Annotated in this window: 17 protein-coding genes; 10 read left to right on the top strand and 7 right to left on the bottom strand. The window is 59.3% G+C overall.

Going from position 1 to position 18,659, the window contains the following annotated elements:
• The 4 genes from CFE428DRAFT_RS27230 to CFE428DRAFT_RS27210 all read right to left on the bottom strand — a co-directional run.
• Positions 1–497 (bottom strand): hypothetical protein (locus CFE428DRAFT_RS27230; protein WP_042725912.1); only part of this gene is annotated, 497 nt, incomplete at its 3' end.
• Positions 498–515: 18 nt separating this feature from the next.
• Positions 516–902 (bottom strand): BON domain-containing protein, encoded by a 387-nt coding sequence (locus CFE428DRAFT_RS27225; RefSeq protein WP_042725911.1) that lies wholly within the window; start codon positions 900–902, stop codon positions 516–518.
• Between the two features lie 583 nt (positions 903–1,485).
• Positions 1,486–1,986: a L,D-transpeptidase gene (locus CFE428DRAFT_RS27220; protein WP_006982913.1), complete on the bottom strand. Its 501-nt coding sequence runs from the start codon at positions 1,984–1,986 to the stop codon at positions 1,486–1,488.
• A gap of 1,626 nt (positions 1,987–3,612) precedes the next feature.
• The gene (locus tag CFE428DRAFT_RS27210; protein WP_083805372.1) at positions 3,613–4,146 is read right to left on the bottom strand and encodes a DoxX family protein; all 534 of its coding nucleotides are present in this window, start codon (positions 4,144–4,146) and stop codon (positions 3,613–3,615) included.
• A 460-nt stretch (positions 4,147–4,606) separates the two neighbouring features.
• On the opposite strand from CFE428DRAFT_RS27210, the gene CFE428DRAFT_RS37850 reads away from it, so the two are divergent.
• From CFE428DRAFT_RS37850 to CFE428DRAFT_RS34580, 4 genes are all read left to right on the top strand, one after another.
• Positions 4,607–5,005, top strand: a complete 399-nt coding sequence (locus CFE428DRAFT_RS37850) for a hypothetical protein (protein WP_131989877.1) — start codon at positions 4,607–4,609, stop codon at positions 5,003–5,005.
• Positions 5,006–6,826: 1,821 nt separating this feature from the next.
• Positions 6,827–7,252, top strand: a complete 426-nt coding sequence (locus CFE428DRAFT_RS37845; RefSeq protein ID WP_131989876.1) for a hypothetical protein — start codon at positions 6,827–6,829, stop codon at positions 7,250–7,252.
• 834 nt (positions 7,253–8,086) lie between these two features.
• Positions 8,087–8,521: a hypothetical protein gene (locus CFE428DRAFT_RS27190; RefSeq protein ID WP_006982908.1), complete on the top strand. Its 435-nt coding sequence runs from the start codon at positions 8,087–8,089 to the stop codon at positions 8,519–8,521.
• A 225-nt stretch (positions 8,522–8,746) separates the two neighbouring features.
• Entirely contained in the window at positions 8,747–9,115 is a 369-nt protein-coding gene (locus CFE428DRAFT_RS34580; RefSeq protein WP_006982907.1) for a hypothetical protein, read from the top strand.
• A gap of 62 nt (positions 9,116–9,177) precedes the next feature.
• On the opposite strand, the gene CFE428DRAFT_RS39245 is transcribed toward CFE428DRAFT_RS34580, so the two are convergent.
• Both CFE428DRAFT_RS39245 and CFE428DRAFT_RS27180 read right to left on the bottom strand, forming a co-directional pair.
• The gene (locus CFE428DRAFT_RS39245; RefSeq protein ID WP_202797514.1) at positions 9,178–9,609 is read right to left on the bottom strand and encodes an alpha/beta hydrolase; all 432 of its coding nucleotides are present in this window, start codon (positions 9,607–9,609) and stop codon (positions 9,178–9,180) included.
• Complete coding sequence (locus CFE428DRAFT_RS27180) at positions 9,576–10,316, bottom strand: alpha/beta hydrolase (RefSeq protein ID WP_006982905.1); 741 nt, start codon at positions 10,314–10,316, stop codon at positions 9,576–9,578. Before CFE428DRAFT_RS27180 ends, CFE428DRAFT_RS39245 begins: the two co-directional genes overlap by 34 nt.
• Positions 10,317–10,824: 508 nt before the next feature.
• On the opposite strand from CFE428DRAFT_RS27180, the gene CFE428DRAFT_RS27175 reads away from it, so the two are divergent.
• From CFE428DRAFT_RS27175 to CFE428DRAFT_RS27155, 6 genes are all read left to right on the top strand, one after another.
• On the top strand, positions 10,825–14,862 hold the full coding sequence (locus CFE428DRAFT_RS27175) for a hypothetical protein (RefSeq protein ID WP_006982904.1): 4,038 nt from the start codon (positions 10,825–10,827) through the stop codon (positions 14,860–14,862).
• Positions 14,863–14,874: 12 nt separating this feature from the next.
• Entirely contained in the window at positions 14,875–15,417 is a 543-nt protein-coding gene (locus CFE428DRAFT_RS27170) for a hypothetical protein (RefSeq protein ID WP_042725907.1), read from the top strand.
• 110 nt (positions 15,418–15,527) lie between these two features.
• Positions 15,528–15,710 (top strand): hypothetical protein, encoded by a 183-nt coding sequence (locus tag CFE428DRAFT_RS27165; RefSeq protein WP_006982902.1) that lies wholly within the window; start codon positions 15,528–15,530, stop codon positions 15,708–15,710.
• Positions 15,707–16,198: a hypothetical protein gene (locus CFE428DRAFT_RS34575; protein WP_006982901.1), complete on the top strand. Its 492-nt coding sequence runs from the start codon at positions 15,707–15,709 to the stop codon at positions 16,196–16,198. The genes CFE428DRAFT_RS27165 and CFE428DRAFT_RS34575 overlap by 4 nt, the downstream gene beginning before the upstream one ends.
• 119 nt (positions 16,199–16,317) lie before the next feature.
• Positions 16,318–16,869 carry a hypothetical protein gene (locus tag CFE428DRAFT_RS27160; RefSeq protein ID WP_006982900.1) on the top strand — a complete coding sequence of 184 codons (552 nt, stop codon included), beginning with the start codon at positions 16,318–16,320 and terminating at the stop codon, positions 16,867–16,869.
• A 145-nt stretch (positions 16,870–17,014) separates the two neighbouring features.
• Complete coding sequence (locus CFE428DRAFT_RS27155; RefSeq protein WP_006982899.1) at positions 17,015–17,527, top strand: hypothetical protein; 513 nt, start codon at positions 17,015–17,017, stop codon at positions 17,525–17,527.
• A 169-nt stretch (positions 17,528–17,696) separates the two neighbouring features.
• On the opposite strand, the gene CFE428DRAFT_RS37840 is transcribed toward CFE428DRAFT_RS27155, so the two are convergent.
• Positions 17,697–18,179: a hypothetical protein gene (locus CFE428DRAFT_RS37840; RefSeq protein ID WP_131989873.1), complete on the bottom strand. Its 483-nt coding sequence runs from the start codon at positions 18,177–18,179 to the stop codon at positions 17,697–17,699.
• Positions 18,180–18,659 lie beyond the last annotated feature (480 nt).

The following is an 18,659-nucleotide window of genomic DNA, read 5'->3' as shown; positions in this document are numbered from 1 at the left end:
ACCGTGCTAATATCTTCGGCACCGGCTTCCTTGAAAATCTTTTCGGCACGGTCGACCTGATCGCTATCCATAGCGCGCGCGGCGATGAGGTAGTTACCCTTTTTCAGTTTGTTTTCATAGCGCCGGGCTTCGATCTCCGGGATGCCGAGACCGATGAGTCCTCCGACAATTCCGCCAGCAGTGGCTCCGACGGCCGCTCCGCTCAGTGCGGCCATGATGGGACCGGCAGCGATAAACGGTCCCAGACCGGGAATGGCCAGCGCACCAATGCCCGCCAGAAGACCCAAGGCCCCGCCGGCGACACCACCGGTGGTGGCACCTGCCGTCACGCCCTCCGAGGCTTTCGTCGATTTCACATGGCCGAAATCGCCAGTTCCCGAGGTATCAGGCAAAAGAACGGAGATTTCGGAATTGGCGAACCCTTGCGATTGAAGACGCTGAACGATGGTTTCAGCCTGGCCTTGGGTGGTAGCGATACCGAATACGGATTTGGACATAGGTAAGATAGTTGGAGGTTACTTTGTTTTGACTTCGATTTGATTGACCACCGTCATTGTTCCAGCGGATGCTTTGGCATAGGCTTCGATCTTCTTTTTTTCCTCCGCGGTATTGACCGGACCACGCAGGGTCACCTTGCCGTCCGCGGTGATGATCTTGACGTTTTTAGCGGTCATGGAGAGTGAACCGTCTTTGACCACCGCTTTACGGATCGACTGCGTCACCTGGAGATCTTCTGGACGGTTGGATTGATCGACCGGCGTCTTGGTTTGGCCACTCCGATCCCGCTCGTTTTTCTTCGAATTGTCGGCCGCGGATGTATTCGCATCGGCGGCCCATCCGCTAAGAGAAAGCGAACAAACCGAAACGATGGTGAGAAGTGCTGTTTCAATTCGATATTTCATAAGCAGTCGGGGGTTCATCCATTGATCGTCTTTCGAGGGCTAGTGGGCGGTCTTACCGCGAAAAGAATAGATTACTCCGCCTCTTCGCTGTTTGGAGTGGGCGCCGAACTGCCTATGCTCACGATGAAATCATCGCAGTGAGCGCGAAGCGCCCGGAAAAAAACGTGTCATCCTGAGCGGAGTGTCCCGGGGGCGAAGGCGGGCGGGACACGCAGTCGAAAGCCGAGTCCGCGAGACGCCTATGGGACTGTGGGGCAAACCTCCAATATCCTTCTTCATCCGTATGTTTGCAGAACACGTTTTCTGCCGGGAGAATCGTCACGGCTCCGGACGAAACCCACGGAAGTTAGAGGTCCTTCGACTCCGCCCACGCTTCCCCGCTTCGCTCAGGATGACAAAGATGGGTGGGGCGCTTCGCTCACCGCCATAATTTCACCGCGGGCAAACGCCAAGCATTCGCCACCCACTTGAAACAGCGAAGAGGCGAATTTCCTGCGCTCCTTCGCCTGAGGCCGGCTGGTTCCTGCTCCCATGGCTGCGCCGCGTCGCCGGCGGCTCGGCGTGACAAGGCAGGGACGACTTGTTAGTTGCGAAAGAAGGGCAGAAGCCGCGGCTGGGTGAGCGGGCGGGAAGTCAAAATCCGCGAGGGCGCATGTCCGAATACCGTGACCGGGGTGCCGATCTCGACGGCGTTGTAGAACGCAATGGCCTGCTCTTTCGGCATTCGCACGCAGCCGTGGGACGCGGGATAACCGGGGAGGTAGCCTTCGTGGAGACCGACTCCGTTGGTGAACCGCATAAAATACGGCATCGGGGCGTTCACGAATCGCATACCGGGCGGAACCGGCATGTCCGCATCGGCATCGGCGAGCACCGTCCGGCCCGCGGCATCGACCATCTTGCCATAGAAGGAAGAGCGATGGAGCGCATCCTTTTCGAGGACCTGAAAAGTCCCCGTGGGGGTGGGATATTGCGTTCGCCCACTGCAGATGGGACTCTCCATGACCATGCGATGGTGGAAGAGCAAATAAGCACGCTGCTCTTCGAGGTCGACTTCGATCGAGTACTCTCCCGCAGAGGCCATGCACTCGAGCAAGAGAAGAAGAATTGATGTTATCCAAATCCCCAAATTGGTTCTCACATTCGGAAATCGCCGCGGCCTGCGGTTGCGGTTTGCTCGCTGCCGAATCACGGGGCGATTTTGTTCCGCGCAACGCGATGCGGGGAGAGTGCGTTCTACTCGAACCGGGGGCGTGGGGGATGGTCGCGGATTCGGCCGAAGCGATTCGACCGCTCTGCCCCCTCGTGTGACGCGACGAAAGCGGACCGGACGTTCGGAATAGCGAATGCGAGCACGGTCCACGAGCTGCCCGGTGATGACGCAAGTCTACGTAAGAAAATCCATCCAACGGCGCCGGCGATTCGATTCCTCTAGTGATGGCTAAACGGCAGACATTCTGTATCTGGCAAATGGATAACGGGGCGTGTCGTGTTCAGAAAAACCGTCGATCCAAAGCGGCGCAATTTCCGACTATCCGAGAGGCGCTTCACTTCGTCCGCCGAGAACGGCGCGGGATGAGCGATGTCCAACTGTTCTTCTACGCCGCAGACGGGGAATTACTGTTCACGGAGGAACTTGACTCTCCACCGCAGCGCAAAACTTTGACGGCGTGAACTATCAAGATGCGGTTGCGTCCACTCTACCTAAATAGGAAGATGGGAATGGCCGCAAAAAGGCACAAAAAGCACAAGACAAATGGATTGTGACGCGAAAGGACGCCACGACCTCATCATCAAAGCGGTGAGAAGGACGATGGATGGAAATCGTTCTTTTTGCGCCTTTTGCGCCTCTTTGCGGCTAACCATTCCCTTTTTTAGGTTGAATGCTTCAGCGAGTGGCCCTGACGCCACCTCGCCGCAATGACTTCGTCATTCTGCCCTCGTGCCCATAGAGTTTGGGCACGGGGGCAAAATGGTGGGATGGTGGGGCCTGCCCGCAGACATTCCGAAAGCGGCGCAGCTGTGCCTAGGCGGCGGAGGGGAATAGTGGCAGGTCGGCGGACGGGCGAGCAGCACTCCAAAACGCAAGCGCGATGCGGGAACGGGTTCCCGGGCGAGGAGATCAGCTCTCTTGGTGCTGAGTGAAGAGCAGCACTCCAAGACGCAAGCGCGGTTAGGGGCGTCGAGGGTGAGGATGCAAAAGAAATTGCCGCCGGGCTCGGCCTGGCTGAATTGGACGCCATGGATGGCGTGTTGTTCCAAATAATTGGTATAAAACGTCATTTGTGACGCGTTATTGTGAAAATGAGATAAAACGCCATGTGCGACGTTTTGGGTTGGACCGCGAGGGCGGGTGGTCACTGGCGCCGGCATTTGATCTGACTTATAGTTACAATCCTTCCGGGGCGTGGACGGCGACGCATCAGATGGACGCCTCCGGCGTGTTAATATTTGCCATTGCGCTCGGAGATCGCCATCCACCTCAGTCGGGGGGCGCGGGCGGGAAGGGAAGCGGGAGCTTCCGGGACACGGGCGTGTCCAAGCCGGAGCTTGGTCGAGGGAGCTTGGGCACGAGGGATCGAAGAATTTGTCGACTGCCCTATTTCCGGTTCCTGAAACTCTGTCTCATTTCTTTCCCTCTCTATCAGGAGACAGAGTTTCAAGACACCCAGCCGCTCTTCCGCCCGTCCGGGCCAGACCGCACGCCTCCTCACCCCTCCGGCGGCTGCGGCGTCTTCCTGAAACGGTGGGTCAACGACGCCACGGAAAAAGCCCCAGCCCCTCCAAGAATGAGCGCTACGAGTCCGGCGATATAGAGCAACGCCACCTCGAATCCCGGTGGTCCGAAAACCGGGCCGGCCGGCGTCAGTCCGATGGTTTTGATCGAACTAAAACCATATCTGAGGTGGACAGTAAATGTGGCGACCAGCATCACCGCAATCAGAGGAATCGCGGCCACGCTGACATAAGCACCCAGGAGGATGGCCGCCCCGCCCAGCAGTTCCACCGCCGGCACCACCCAGGAAGTCAGATGCGGCAGGGGCGCACCGATTTGCCCGAGCAATCTTTCGAAGTTGGCCGGACCGTGCGCGAGCTTCGCCCAGCCGTGTTCCATGAACCCGTAGCCCATCACGAGGCGCAGCAGAAGCGGCGCATATTCACGATATCCGCGATGCAGAAAGCGCGAAAATCGTGCTGGCGGAGGATGGGTGGGCTGGGCAGCCGCGAGAGGGTGCGTATTCATAATGCTCGTAGTAGAGATAACGAATGGTGCGCCCAGTTGATTGCGTGAACTGCGGAAGGATTTTCCGCCCCCGGAATAAATCGACCGGTTGAGGCGGGGGCAGTCGACGTCTTTTGACGGGCCGTCAATATGGCTCTATTGCCCAACCGCCGGGCGCGCGTTCTTCGGTCGCCGGCCATGGAAAAGCGGATTCAGTCGGCGTCTAACTCTCAAACGCGGGAAAGCCGTCATACTCCGGCCGTGCCTGGCCATCGACCAGCCTCGCGGGCCCCCTTTTTCTCTTGGCTCAAGAGAAATGAATGGTGTCTACTTTCACCTGGAGCCAGCGAGCTCGAGAAGATATGCCGATGATTTCCTCCCCTCCCGGTCGGTCTAATTTCCACCTCCGCCTTACCCCCACCGCGCAGCAGTCGCGCCAGCCTCCGCCTTGCTGAGTTTGGGGCGACGAACACACAACACGATGGAAGAGCATGCACCGAATATTTTCTGGATTCTTTTTGAGAATCGGCCCGTTGGCTTCATCCCCGCGGTTTTTATTCTTACCTGCTCGCTCGGGCTTCTCATTTCTCGCATTCGAGGTTGCCTTCGGTCGCGGCCAACGAACCTCGGTCGTGATCTTGCTTTCCTTTGCGCTGGGCCCACCACCGCTTTGCTCTATTGCGTTTTGAGCATCGCCAATACATTCGAGTCGTTCTCCAGCCTTGCTGTTGCTGTATCGCCCTCCGAGACGTTTCGCTACGCTCTGCGCATTCCTTCAGCAATTTGTTCGCTCGCTCTGTTCAGCTTTATCATCGGTGTGCTTGCATTTACTTTGCCCCAGAAAACCGCTGCAACCATCGCCTCCTCAGAAGCTAACTAGGAATTACTCTCGAGAGGAGCGAATGGGAACCCGAAGGGGCGGCTTGTTTGCGGCGGTTTTTTCCCGACGGCGACGACGGATCTCCTCTTCGTGAGCGAAGATCGAAGCCCCGTAAGGGCAACGATGTTCTCTCGTGCCCGAACTCATTTGGGCGCGCGCTTGCGGGCACAACTCCATTGTGTGTGGCGGGGGGCTGCGGGTGGGCTTTTTGGGAATACCGCCTGCAGACACACCCTCCATGCGAAACGGAGTTGCCAGCGACCGCCATCGCTGCTCGCCCGTTACCGGCCTTCCATTATTCCCCTCCGCCTCCTCGGCCCTGCGGGCAACCTGCGGTCGGCCCTCTCGCTCCGCTCGAGTTCGCTCCTGGATGCGTGCCCAAACGGAGTTTGGGCACGAGGGCAAACGCGGGAAAGTTGTCATACTCCGACCGTGCCTGGCCATCGACCAGCCTCGCAGGCCCCTTTTTCTCTTGGCTCGAGAGGAATGAATGGTGTCTACTTTCACCTCTGGCCAGCGAACCCGAGAAGATATGCCGCTGATTTCCTCCCCTCCCAGTCGGTCTAATACCATGTTAGGCGTTCCTCGCGTATTGCCATGAACGATTCCGTGTCGTCACACGTGCTATTACCCCTCCGGCCGGCGCCTAGGTTCTCAAGAGAGTCGCCACAAGTAGTTCGAGTATTGGACCAAATTCGCTTTCAACTCGATGCGGATGAATCCATGGCTGAGTTTTGCTGGTTCGCCAGAGAATATCCACGTGTTTATAGACACCATTTTGGGCACATAGAGCATCGGTTGAGGTCTATATATCAGCGTTATCAGAAAGCGCATGAGCATTTCTCAGTAGAGTTATCAAAGTCCGACCCGAATTGCGTCGGTATGTCGACCAGTAGCTTGGAGACCCTCATGGTTTACTGGGATTTTGAGGCTTTTCTAAATGCACTAGGTGCTGCGCTTGACGTTCTAGCTCGCCTCGTTGGTACTGCCTTCAAGGAGCAGACTCCGCCATCGTTCACTAAACTTTGCAAGCGCCATGAACGCGACGGCTGCATCGGAATCTTGCGCACTGCCCAAGATCGCTGGGTCTCGCGTATGAAGAATTACCGCGACTGTTTCGTTCACTATACATGCGTTGATACGATGCTGACATTCGCGTGTAACCAGTATTCCGACGGATTTGAGGTTCGTTGCCGTCTGCCCAGCAACCCGAATGCGCGCGACATCATGCGCTTCAGATTCTCTCGCCGTTTGGACGTGCTTCGTTACGCGTGCTCGACATACAAGAACTTACTTGCACTCGACCGCGCCATAGCGAGCCAGATTTTCAAGGACTATGAGTCCGGGGCGTTTCCAAAGCGAACATCGAATCTCTTCTTCCTAGGGACGCGCATGCAAACCGACGCTTCGAGCAAGGTGGTAGGGCGCGTAATGCCTTGATGCCAACGGATAGCGTGGTCCTCCCTTCACGGCGTTTTGCCAAAGCGCGCTTCGACGTGCGCTATCTAACTTTCAAGAGTTGACCCCGATCACCCCCGATCACCCCGATCAAATGACTGCGTCTGACCACTCGCTCCGCTCGAGTTTGGGAACGAGAGGGAAAAGCGGAATCAGTCGGCATCTGACTTTCAAACGCGGGAAAGCCGTCATACTCCGACCGTGCCTGGCCATCGACAAGCCTCGCAGGCCCCCTTTTTCTCTTGGCTCAAGAGAAATGAATGGTGTCTACTTTCACCTGTAGCCAGCGAGCCGAGAAGATATGCCGATGATTGCCTCCCCTCCCAGTCGGTCTAATACCATGTTAGGCGACTGACACGCGTTATGGCAGATATTGACCTCGAACTCAGGATGCGGTTGATGCGGGCTCGGCCAGAGTTAAGTCTATCCCACGCTGACTCTCTGATTCGCGGTATTGCTTCCAGTTGTCTCGAAGTGCGTGACGATGCGATTGCCCGCGGAGAGATCGAGCATGAGGACTTCGTCACATTCTGTCATGTCGATGACGTGGCATTGGCTGCGATTTTTCGGAAAACGGCAGTCGAGTTCTTCGTATTTGCTGCAGACGAGTCCTTCATCCATGCTGCTGAGCATCTCATGATGACCGAGGTTCAGAAGTTCTTCCAGTTAGCACGCAGTCGCTGTGATGCTCCCGATGAGGCGTTGGTATTTGCGATATCGCAGGCATTGCCTTGGATGGAAGAGCACCGGAGGGCCGAAAAAGATGAAGAATCAGAAAATCTGGCCTAACAAAGCGCCCCAGCGAACGGGCCGGGAACTCGCTCCTGCGTTCGATGCGCTCACAGGCCCGTCTCTCGCCACGGTGGGATTGGGGTCGTTAGGCCTATCTCACGCGCACCGTGCAAACGATTCTTGAGAGATTGCTTTCGGAGATTCGGGAGTCGGTTCCCAGTTCATCGCACATCGCTGTGCTGGCGATGGATGACTCGGGCTTCACAATTCAGCTCGGGCGTTCCCCTGATGCAGAGGTCACCGTCACTCTTCAGGATTCTGCCCTACCATCATTCGCAGTGACATATCCAGCCTTGGTTGTGGGCAGAGAGGACGACGAGTCTGTGGCGGAGCGGACATCCGAATGCGTTCTTTCTCCGGGAGTGTCATGGATTGTCCGCAAGGTTTTTCGTTTTGGATTCGTTCCACCCGAAGGTTATCGTCGCTCACAGCGAAATTCAGGAAAGCCGCAACACCTGTGATCTCTTTTTGACCTCGTTCCCAAAGTTAGCGAAGCGCTTTGGGAACGGTCTTCGGCTTGAAACTCTGTTTCCGTCTGAGGCTTCCTGCATCCCATGATGTCGAACTGGAAACGGAGTTTCCGCCCCGGAAGCACGTTCCCAAAAAAGCGGAATCAGTCGGCACCTGACTTTCAAACGCGGGAAAGCCGTCATACTCCGACCGTGCCTGGCCATCGACCAGCCTCGCCGCCCCCTTTTTTCTCTTGGCTCAAGAGAAATGAATGGTGTCTACTTTCACCTGGAGCCAGCGAACCCGAGAAGATATGCCGATGATTTCCTCCCCTCCCAGTCGGTCTAATACCATGTTAGGCGTCGCTACGCGCACACCACAATGAACACATCAGACAACGTTGTTACCAAACGACCCGCTTCGCACAAGTGGGCTCTATTCGTCTTCGTCGCCGTCGCCGCCGTCAATATTATGCTGAACGTCTCGGGGCACTTCGATGTTCTTGGCGTCATCGTTACTTTCGCTGGGACTGCCGCTTTCTTCGCTTCGCTGCTCTACGCCCGCTCATCACGGACTTACACACTTGGCATCATTACGCTCGGTTTGGTCCTCATCCGGTCACTCCAATCCCTCTGGTTCGATATTGCCGCTTACCGTAGCGGTCTTTTCCATGCGCCGCGGGCGGCACTTCCCGCTATCATTTTTGCCGCTTGTGGCGTTGCTCTTCTCCTTCTGCTCTTTCGGGCTTACACATTTGGCGCGTCCAGTCGCCAGTATTATGGTTTGCCAGCAATTCCCAACACCCGCAACGCCTAACAATGCGCTGCCGTTTCGACAGGCTCCCGTTTCGACAAGCTCCCGTTTCGACAAGCTCAAGGTCCCGAGCCTGCCGAGGGAAAGGTCCCGAGTCTATCGAAGGACAGCGAACGGGCTGGGAACTCCCTCCTGCGTTCGACGCGCTTGCAGGCCCGTGTCTGAGCTGGCGTGCGTTAGGCGCCGCTATCCCTGTTCTGTGAACGAAGACTCGCGGAACTCTGCTCCATGCGTCATCTTACTGAATCCAATATCCAGTCTGCTCTTCAGCGAGGCCGCTATGTCGAGCAGCTCATCCGCCCTACGACGATCAACGATGCAGGCGTTTTACGGTGGCTTGAACTTCGCGCGACGGATGACCAATTCACGCTAACGCTTCACGAAGTATTTGACGACGGTTCTCCAGACTACCTCGACGTCTATTCCTTTGAACGCATTTCTCCCGACGACGATCCCATGCGGCATTCATTCTCCACTCTCGAGGACGCCCTGGCATTCGCGGAGAGTTCGTACTCCGCGGCACGAGACCGCTACGTCAACCAAGCCGTCATCCAAGATGAGTATGCCGACTATCTTCGCGATCACCGCAACGCCTAAGCGGTGCAGCGAACTGCTCCGCAGTCTCTGAGCTTGAGGGCCTTGATCCAGTACCGTGGCCGCTATTTGCCCTTCGCGCCGGTGGCCGGGTAGCCTTGCCAGACGTATTCCAAGGCTTCGGGCAGCAGTTGCTGTTTCATGCTCCCGTCGCAGTGGCCGGCGTTCTCGACGAAGGAGAATTGGTAGTGATAGCCCTTGGCGGCCAGCGCCTGGGCGGTGTGCTCGTTGGCCAGGACCCAGTCGTGGGCGTCGTCGCGCATGACGTTGGGGTTGAGCAGATCGCGATCGCCGACTTCCATCCAGATGCGCAACGGCTTGGCCGGGCTCTCGGGGATGAGGTGCTGATGCATTTCCCAGCAACCACGCGGGGTGGCGGGATTGTAGGGCCACTGCTGGTTGACGAACGTGCCGGAAAAGCTGAGGACGCGATGATAGAGCTCGGGGTGATACCAGGCCATGATCAGCGCACAGGATGCGCCGGAACTGCAGCCCATCGTCGCCCGGCCATCGGGATCTTTTGGTGAGCTTGACCCCGCATTCCTTCTCGACGAGCGGCAAGACTTCCTTTCTCCGACGAATTCCGCGTAGAGGCCGGACATGGTGTCGTACTCCAGGGCCGCGCTCGCTGCCCTGGGCGTTGGCCGCTCCCGTTGCCGATGGAGATGGCGATCATCGCCGGCACGCGATGCGCGGCGATCAGGTTGTCCAGGGCGGTGAAGAGCGACTTGTCGATGCCGTCGGCGCCGACGATGAAGGGCGCGGCGGTGCCGGGGACGTATTGGCTGGGCACATAGACGCCGACGCGGCGCGTGTAGGGGGCGGGGTGGCTGGTCGTGACGTCGAGCTTGTTGGGATTGCTGGGGTCGGGCGTGCCGAAGGTATGCGGCTCCCGGGCGATGCCGGGGTAAATCTTGCTGTCCTCGGACTTCATGGTGAGGGTGAAGACCTTGCCCTGCGGCCTGCCTGCGGGCGCGGTCATTTCGGGCGCTTTCGGGTGGGTGGGGCCGATGATGAAGTTGCCGTCGGCATTCACCGGGGGGACGGTGCCGTCGGGCAATTCCCGGGCGGTGACGTAGCCCGGGGTGTGCGGATCGCGGGTGTTGGGTTTGGGGCGGGGGGCATCCGCTGCCGGCGCCGGCAGCGCCAGGGTCAGGGTGAAAAGACAGACGGAAAACGCGATGGGGAGGGGGCTGGTGCTCACGGGTTCATTTACGGGCGGGGAGGGGCGGGGGTCAAGGAATGCGGAGTGCGGAGTGCGGAGTGCGGAGTGCGGAGTGCGGAGTGCGGAGTGCGGAGTGCGGAGTGCGGAGTGCGGAGTGCGGAATGCGGAATGGGGAATGGGAGAATGGGAGAATGGGGGAATGACGAATGACGAATGACGAATGACGAATGACGAATGGGGAATGGGGAATGGGGAATGGGGAATGGGGAATGGGGAATGGGGGGAATGGAGAATGGGGAATGGAGAATGGGGAAATATTGGATGTTCGCTTCCGCTTCCGCATTCCGCGTTCCGAATTCCGAATTCCGAATTCCGAATTCCGCATTCCGCACTCCGCATTCCGCACTCCGCATTCCGCACTCCGCAATCCGAATTCCGCATTCGCCTCGGCGTTTAAATCAGCCGTGGCGACAGTGTTATTTGAAATACCCTAACCCGATACTTTCGCGCTTGACCCTCGCGGGAAGGGGCGCAACGGCCGCGGGGGATGGGCGATCCCTTTTTTGATTCCGATCCCGAGGCCTTGGACGCAGCTCCGACGACGACGTCGTCGAGCAGCCCCACGACGCTCGATGAGGCCACGATCAAGGCGTCTGACCTCGCGCAGCGCGGGCTCACTTATTATACGCCGGTGCCGTGGACCGATAACTCGTTTTCCAACACGCCGGATGCATTCGCGCCGGATGCCTCGGACGTTCCGGATGCGCCGCCGGGTCCGCCGTCGTTTGGGGCCTCGCCCTATGTCACTTCGCCGTACGTCTCTCCATCGAAAGTAACTCCATCCTCGGCCGCTCCGGGCGCGGCGCTGACGGCCATCGCCACGCCGTCGGGCTCCGGTCCGGATGCTTCGCCGGTCCCGGCGGATCCGGTGGCCAAGGCGCAGCAGGATTACCAGGCGGCGCGGCAGGTGGCCGGGCAGTCGATGCTCGAGACGCGGCAGAAGCTGGGCTATCTCGGGTTCAGCGTGCCGGATGAGGCGCTGGCCGATCCGGCGGCGTTGCACAGCGCGATCCAGGCGCGGATCAATGCGGCGCTGGCCGATCCCAGCGCCAATCAGTTTTCACCGTTTGGGCCCACGCGGCTCACGCCGCAGTCCCAGCTTCTGCGCAATGACCTCGCGGACCTCGGCAACCGCGCGGCGTCGATCGTCAGCGATCATGCCGATACCTTGGATGACTTGCGCGGCTCGTACGGCGCGCTGCAGTCAGCTTCGCGGCCGCCCACCCCGGAGCCGCCGACCGTCGCTTCGCCAGACCAAGGGGCAGCTTCGCAGCCGCAGTCGACGGACGCGCAAGGACCGGCGACCGGCGTGCCGGCGCAGCCGAACGCCGCGCAGCCGCAGCCCAACCCCGGACCATCGCAGCCACCACTCACAGCGGCTTCCGCACCGCCACAGCCGGCCCCCACGCAGCCACAGCCGACGCCGCCACCGACCGCTCCGCAGTTACAGCCACCGCCAGCGACGCCGGCGCCGACTCTCACATCGCCGCAGCCCACACCGTCTCCCACCAGGCCGCAACCGCACCCGACACCAACCATTCCCGGGCTGGATCACTCTTCTTCGACCGCGCTGGATAACCTTCGGGCCGGGCAGGGGATCCCCGGCGCGCTGACGAACGGCTCGATAACTAATAACTCTCCCACTAATCACTCCATCCCTAACGGCCCAGGAACTGACCCCGCAGTTACGCCGCCGAATGGGTCCACGCCATCCGCTGCGTCTGCGCCTCCATCTTCGCCACCGGCGCCCGGTGAGGCGATCCAGGCGGCGCGACAGGGCAGGAAGCCGTATGCGATTTCCGACGACGGCATGCTGCAATGGAAAGATGGGGCGCGCGCCCAGGGAATCCAGCAGGCGCTCCAGGATGGTCTCCTCCCGCCGGATCAAGCGCAGAAACTCATCCCCTTCGCCCAGCAGGCCGACGCGCAGTATCGTGATCTCGTCACCGCGGCGGGCAGTAACCCGAAGCTCAAGGCCTTCCTCGCCTCGGGCATCAAATCGGGACTTTCGATGGAAGCGGGCGCGGCGCTTTCCAGCGCGGTGGGCGGCATCTCCGATGCGTGGCTGGCCGGGATCGGAGGCGCGATTACCTCCGAAACGGGCGGCTGGGGCGCGATCGCGCTTCCGGCCCTCGTGCACGGCATCACTTTCCTCGCCGGGCAATACACGGCCGATAAAGCGCTCAAGGCGCTGCAAGCCAAGCTGGCCAATTACAGCGATACCGTGAAGTCGATGGCCGCCGCGGAGCAACTCGAGCCAGTGGCCGCCCAGATCGGCTCGCTGGCCGGCGGCGCCAGGCAGGTGGTCTCTTCCGTCGGCGGCCTGGCGAAACTCGGCGGCCAGGAAGCCGCGGACGTGGCCGGTCGGGCCGTGCTGAATGGGGCGGATGCCGCCGCCGCCGCGCAGCAGGGGCGGGTGGCCGCGGCCAAGCTGGTCGGCACGCGGCTGGGATGGGGAGCGGCGGCCGGCGCGGGCTTCGAAACGGTGGTGCGGCCGGCGTTCGATGGGCTGCTCCACACGGCGGCCGATGTCGCGGGCATCAGCCATGATGATTTTCAGAACCCGACGGTGCAATCGATCCTGACCTCGGCGGTGCTGGGGGCGGCCCTCTCGGGGGAAGGCCAAGGAGGCGACAACGCCAGGGCCGCGGCGCTTTTTGAAAAATATACGCGCGCGACAGCGGCGGGTGTGCCGATCGAACAGGTTTTGAGCGCCTCGGAACTCAAGGATCTGAATGGTCTGGCGCCCAACCTGGCGCAGATGATGCAAGAGGGTGGACGGCAACTCCGCAAAGATCCCTCACGATTCCAGATCGCCCTGCGTCGGATGTGGCCGGCGGCCAATCGTCCGGCGGCGGAAACAACCTCTCCCCAAGGCGGCGCGGTATCTCCAGCGCCTTCTGCCAACACCCCACCAGCGAATCCCGCCCCCTGGGGCGAAGTGACCGACGCCCACCGCGGCTTGCCCGTCGAAACGCGAGACGGCCGGACCGGCACGCTCGAAGCGGGGCCGCTCCCCGACACGCCCAATCCCAACGTGGCCATCCGCGACGCCGCGGGGAAACTGCAGACCGTCCCGCAGGCGGAAACGCGGCTGGCGGGTTCCGCGGGCGGCGATGCCCCTTCACCGGACGGCGCCGCCCCCGCACCTAACACGCCCGCCAATCCTAACACGCCGGCGACTTCTAACACGCCGGCGAATCCCGGCCCGTGGGGCGGAGTGACCGACGCCCACCGCGGCCTGCCCGTCGAAACACAAGACGGCCGGACCGGCACCCTGGAAGCGGGACCGCTCCCCAACACCCCCAACCCCAACGTCGCCATCCGCGACGCCCAGGGGAAACTGCAGACCGTCCCGCAGGCGGAAACGCGGCTGGCGGGTTCCGCGGGCGGGGATGCCCCTTCACCGGACGGCGGCGCCCCCGCACCTAACACGCCCGCCAATCCCAACACCCCACCGCCGAATCCCGCCCGGTGGGGCGAAGTCACCGACGCCCATCGCGGCCTGCCCATCGAAACACAAGACGGCCGGACCGGCACGCTGGTAGTCGGACCGCTCCCCGACACGCCCAACCCCAACGTGGCCATCCGCGATGCCGCGGGGAAACTGCAGACCGTCCCGCAGGCGGAAACGCGGCTGGCGGGTTCCGCGGGCGGGGATGCTTCTAAACCAGGATCCGCCTCCGCCAATGGCGGAGGCGAGGGCACATCGAATGACGCTACTAAATCCATGGGCGCCGGAAGCGGTGGGCTCCCGCCATTCAAGCCGATGTCCTCCAAGGATCGGTTCAACCTTGAGTTTTTCATTGGCAATAAGCGAGCGGATATGGACGCGCGCTATAGTAACTTAGGAATCACTCCGACTGAGCATGCGAACGGCCGGTTTGCCGTAGATATAGATTCAGACGGTAATATTACTCCGAACCTACCTAACGACGTCTTATTCAAGAAGGCGCTACGCCGGTCGGGAGGAGATCTCGATGCCGCGCTTGCCTACGTGGAACAGGCTCACGAGGAGGAGTATTACCACACCATTGAGCTCCTGAAGATGAAGAAGGACTGGCAGCAGCGAGGCGGCAAAGCTAGCGGTTATGATTTCATCGAATATACCAATGAGAAAGATCGCGAACTCGCAGAGGATGTCGTCAAGCATATCGAGAATTTACCATCGGAAGAACGAGGAAAAGCCATTCACGATGTGGCCACTCTTCTGCGAAATTACGACGGTGCAACTTACGAAGGGCACGCGGATCTGAAAATCTGGCAGGATTTGCAATCCGATACCCAAACCCGACAAGCTTTCGGAGGCGAAGCCGTTCGCCAGGTGGCGCAACATATGAACGAAAAAGCAAATACTGAGACCGGTCACCTTGAATTCATTGATCCGAGCGAGCATCGCGCACGAACCCGGTTTTACAACCGGATGGCTTTACAGGTTCCGGCCGAGGAATTCGGTCCGCAATTTGCCGATCGAGTGAGACGGGTCGCCGCGGAAGCGAAGGCGCGAAAACCTATTGTGCCCTGATTCCAAGAGTCTATGATTGATCCTAAATCCTCCCGCAAGGCTATGAACAAAGGACCCGAAAATCCGCCATACCAAAAGCTTCCTAAGGTTGACTGTCATCGGAGGCCGCTTTTGTCCGACGGGTGGCATTATACCGATGGGGATGGTGGGAAGATCGTGGAGCCGCATGGGCACGGCGAGTATGTTCCGCCGCCGGTGGGGCCAGGGACTTTTCTTTTACCGTTTGAGGTCTACGACGAGATCCGCAATATCGAGGTGCACTATCACTTCGACTCGGGCCGTGAAGCAGAGATCCAGGCGGCTGGAGATCACGGCCCGGCCTACAGGATATTCGCGCCGGAAGGGAGCGTCATCATTCCCGTGGGAACGGTTCGCGAATGGGTTTTACGGTTGCCCGCTGGGACCAGCGTCCACGCCTACATTCACAAATGGCAATGGGACTTGGAGGAGTTGGAGCGTCAGCGTCAGCAGCGGCCAGAACTGACTCCGGAACAATTAGAAATGGGGAAGAAATTCCTTGCTGAATACCGGGAGCGAAAGAAGAGACAGGGATAGCAAGAAATAGGAGTTGGGCGCTTCGGGAACGAGAAGGCAAAACTGGAAAGCTTGAGACGGGGGCAATAAAATGACAAAACCCCCATCGCCCCAAAACCCTGTCTCGCACGATGGATAATCTGCCTTCCAAAGATCCGGTCGAATCGAAAATGGACATGCGCACCCCGAACAAATTGCCGTGGACGAACCAGCCGGGCTGGCATGAGCCGGAACGTCTTGGTGTCGAGTTGCAGAGTGTTCTGGAGGAGGAGAATTTTCAGCAGGTATTTTTATCCCAATCCGCTCGGCCATGAACGAAAAATCCGAAAACCGACCGTACCACGAGCTCTCCGAGTTTGATACGAAATTGCGGCCTCTCCTGTCCGACGGATGGGAATATCCGCGTCCTGTGTCCCACTATGCTTTCCGCGACAAATCTTGTCCGCTGCCCGTTGGGCCAGGCACTTTTCCGTTGGACTTTTCGGTTTACGACACGATCAAGGCGATCGAGGTGAAGTATGAGTTTGTAACGGGCCGTGAAGCGGAGATCCAGGCGGCCGAAGAGGGAGCGCCAGAATACAAGATCTCCGCGCCGGAGGGGCATGTCATTATTCCGGTGGGAAACGTGCGCCAGTGGATGATCCACTTACCCGCCGGGACGCAGGTGCACGCCTACATCGATAAGTGGCAAAAGGACCTGGAAAAAATAGCGCGCCTTCCAAAGTGGGAAATGACCCCGGAAGACTTGGAAGAGGGGAGGAGAGCCCTAGAAGAAGCACGGAAACGGCGCGAGGAAGGGTAGGCGACTGCCGGCGAGAGAGGGAGAAGTGATCGATTGCGAGTGTTGGCCGCGATCAATCCTAAAACGATTGTGCCTTAACTTCCCGGCGTGTATTTTCTCTCCATCTTCCCCGCTCGGCTATGAACAAAGGACCCGAAGACCCGCCTGACAAAGAGCTTCCTCTATTTGACCGTCGTGGGAGACCGTTTTTTTTGCCTGACGGATGGCAATATGCGGATGAGGAGGGGGTAAGGAGGGTGGGACCGTATGGTCGAGGTGAGTACGTTCCGCCGCCGGCGGGGCCAGGTACTTTTCTTTTACCGTTTGAGGTCTACGACGAGATTCGGAATATCGAGGTGCACTATCACTTCGACTCGGGCCACGAAGCCGAGATCCAGGCGGCTGGTGATCTCGGGCCAGCCTACAAGATATTCGGGCCGGAAGGGAGCGTCATCATTCCCGTGGGAACCGTTCGCGAATGGGTCTTACGATTGCCTGCTGGGACCAGCGTCCACGCCTACATTGACAAATGGCAATGGGACCAGGAGGAGTTGGAGCGTCAGCGTCAGCAGCGGCCAGAACTGACCCCGGAACAATTGGAATTGGGTGAGAAACTCCTTGCTGAATACCGCGAGCGCAGGAAAAGGGCCGCGGCCCTGAACGAAGAAAGCGAAAATAGGGGCCAGGATTAGGGCTCAGGCGTCATTTTTGACTGGCGACGGGGAGGAAGGAGGCAGTCAAGAATGGCACTAAGACAAGGGCGACTTTATCCCTCGCTCCACTCGAGTTTGGAAACGAGAGGAAACCGCCCCCTCGATCGACGCTTCATCATTTACTATGTCTTGGAAATTAAGTGACGACCCCTTGGGGCAACTGGAGACCGCCATCGCTGAGGATGACATGAACGGTGCCAACAACGTCGTCTTTGAACTGACCCGATGTGGCGCCCGCGACCTGGCGACGGCTTATGCGGCCACTGAGCGATGCCTTCACTCCGGGAACCGAATCCTGCGCTCCATTGGTGTGAGCGCGCTCGGGCACATCGCGCGGGTCTGGGATGCGCTGGATGAAAAATTCAAGGAGGACCTCGAGCAGGCGCTGGTCGATCCGGACCGCCACATTCGCCAACCCGCCGAGGAGTCGGCCATGGAGCTCTATTCGTTTTTGCATTGGCACTTCCGAAACTGGACGCCGAAAGAAGAGCCCATCCCGCTGGAGAGACGATTTGAAGATGTGCACATCGGCCATTTAGGCCCCGTCACCACGGCCAGCAGGTTGGTCACGCATCACTACGGGAATCAACGGCGCAAGGCGCAAGGGTTGCCCCCACTTCCGCCGCTTCCCTTCTAGCGCGCGGCTGGCCGACCCGTCTTTCCCGAGGAAGGGAGGAAGGGGGCAGTCAACATAGGGAGAAGCATGAGTCCAAATCGTTGTGATGTTCGTTAGCTGTCAAGATTTGTGACTGATCCCTTCCTGCCTGTGTCCGGTCCGCACCCTGACGCGGGTTGGTTCCCGATTTTCAATATATTGCAAGTGTTCCGTTCGGAAACGGTCCCCCTTGCCAACCACACGGGAAGTGTCCTTTAACATACCAGTATGCGTGGCTCGCGTAGAACCCGGGAGGGTAAACATCGGCATACTCAGCCTCCATGCAGACCCCAAGGATATCCCATTGGACCATATCTTCAAAGATTTTCGGCAGGTTGTGTTCACGGACCACAGCTTCGATTTTTCGTTGAACAAATGGAACAGTGGCTTTCTTCAACTCCAACGTAATTTCGTTCCACTTCTCAAATCGTTCTTTCGAACGCTCGAGAAGACGCTCGCGAAACTGATTGGATGCCTCGACGCAGAGATCGCCCCACTCAACCGAACTGCAATAGCTGATAGCATCTGGCCAAGATGAAACAACAATCGCTGCTGTCGTGTCTTTCACACCAACGTATGAAAACCAAACTGCCTTTTCAAGGTCCTGCAACGTGGCTATTGTTCGGCCATTCATGTCTTTTACCGTCTCTTTTTATTGATTCGTCCCGGAATATTCGGCACTGGGCTCGTTTCACTCAGACCGTATGCAATACATCGCGCGGCCGCTTGAGAAGCCATTTCCCTCGTGCCCGAACTCCATTTGGGCACGCCCTTGTGGGCCCAATTCCATTGGGCGGGGAGGGGGCGTAGGCGGATTGGCTTTTGGAGAATCCCGCCCGCAGACACCCCCTCCGTGCGAAACGGAGTTGCCAGCGACCGCCGTCGCTGCCCTGCGGGCAACCTGCGGTTGGCCTCTCGCTCCGCTCGAGTTCGCTCCCGGGTGCGTGCCCAAATAGAGTTTGGGCACGAGGGCAAAAAGGAGAGAAAAGAGGAAAGGGGCAGCCGCCATTGCGGCGGAGTATCCGCATCGAAGGGTTGTATTCCGTCGCGCCCCGGGGTGTTGCGGAACTCAAAGGCCGGGGAGCGGCCCGCACGCATTTTCTACCTTTCGCCA

This window comes from Chthoniobacter flavus Ellin428 (genome assembly GCF_000173075.1).
GTDB lineage: Bacteria > Verrucomicrobiota > Verrucomicrobiia > Chthoniobacterales > Chthoniobacteraceae > Chthoniobacter > Chthoniobacter flavus.
This window is presented reverse-complemented; position numbering and strand designations above follow the sequence as displayed.

Bases quoted from the DNA above. Each gene is read 5' to 3' on its own strand.
- CFE428DRAFT_RS27225 (WP_042725911.1), bottom strand. From the start codon at position 902: ATGAAATATCGAATTGAAACAGCACTTCTCACCATCGTTTCGGTTTGT.
- CFE428DRAFT_RS27220 (WP_006982913.1), bottom strand. From the start codon at position 1,986: ATGGCCTCTGCGGGAGAGTACTCGATCGAAGTCGACCTCGAAGAGCAG.
- CFE428DRAFT_RS27210 (WP_083805372.1), bottom strand. From the start codon at position 4,146: ATGAATACGCACCCTCTCGCGGCTGCCCAGCCCACCCATCCTCCGCCA.
- CFE428DRAFT_RS37850 (WP_131989877.1), top strand. From the start codon at position 4,607: ATGGAAGAGCATGCACCGAATATTTTCTGGATTCTTTTTGAGAATCGG.
- CFE428DRAFT_RS37845 (WP_131989876.1), top strand. From the start codon at position 6,827: ATGGCAGATATTGACCTCGAACTCAGGATGCGGTTGATGCGGGCTCGG.
- CFE428DRAFT_RS27190 (WP_006982908.1), top strand. From the start codon at position 8,087: ATGAACACATCAGACAACGTTGTTACCAAACGACCCGCTTCGCACAAG.
- CFE428DRAFT_RS34580 (WP_006982907.1), top strand. From the start codon at position 8,747: ATGCGTCATCTTACTGAATCCAATATCCAGTCTGCTCTTCAGCGAGGC.
- CFE428DRAFT_RS39245 (WP_202797514.1), bottom strand. From the start codon at position 9,609: ATGGGCTGCAGTTCCGGCGCATCCTGTGCGCTGATCATGGCCTGGTAT.
- CFE428DRAFT_RS27175 (WP_006982904.1), top strand. From the start codon at position 10,825: ATGGGCGATCCCTTTTTTGATTCCGATCCCGAGGCCTTGGACGCAGCT.
- CFE428DRAFT_RS27170 (WP_042725907.1), top strand. From the start codon at position 14,875: ATGATTGATCCTAAATCCTCCCGCAAGGCTATGAACAAAGGACCCGAA.
- CFE428DRAFT_RS27165 (WP_006982902.1), top strand. From the start codon at position 15,528: ATGGATAATCTGCCTTCCAAAGATCCGGTCGAATCGAAAATGGACATG.
- CFE428DRAFT_RS34575 (WP_006982901.1), top strand. From the start codon at position 15,707: ATGAACGAAAAATCCGAAAACCGACCGTACCACGAGCTCTCCGAGTTT.
- CFE428DRAFT_RS27160 (WP_006982900.1), top strand. From the start codon at position 16,318: ATGAACAAAGGACCCGAAGACCCGCCTGACAAAGAGCTTCCTCTATTT.
- CFE428DRAFT_RS27155 (WP_006982899.1), top strand. From the start codon at position 17,015: ATGTCTTGGAAATTAAGTGACGACCCCTTGGGGCAACTGGAGACCGCC.
- CFE428DRAFT_RS37840 (WP_131989873.1), bottom strand. From the start codon at position 18,179: ATGAATGGCCGAACAATAGCCACGTTGCAGGACCTTGAAAAGGCAGTT.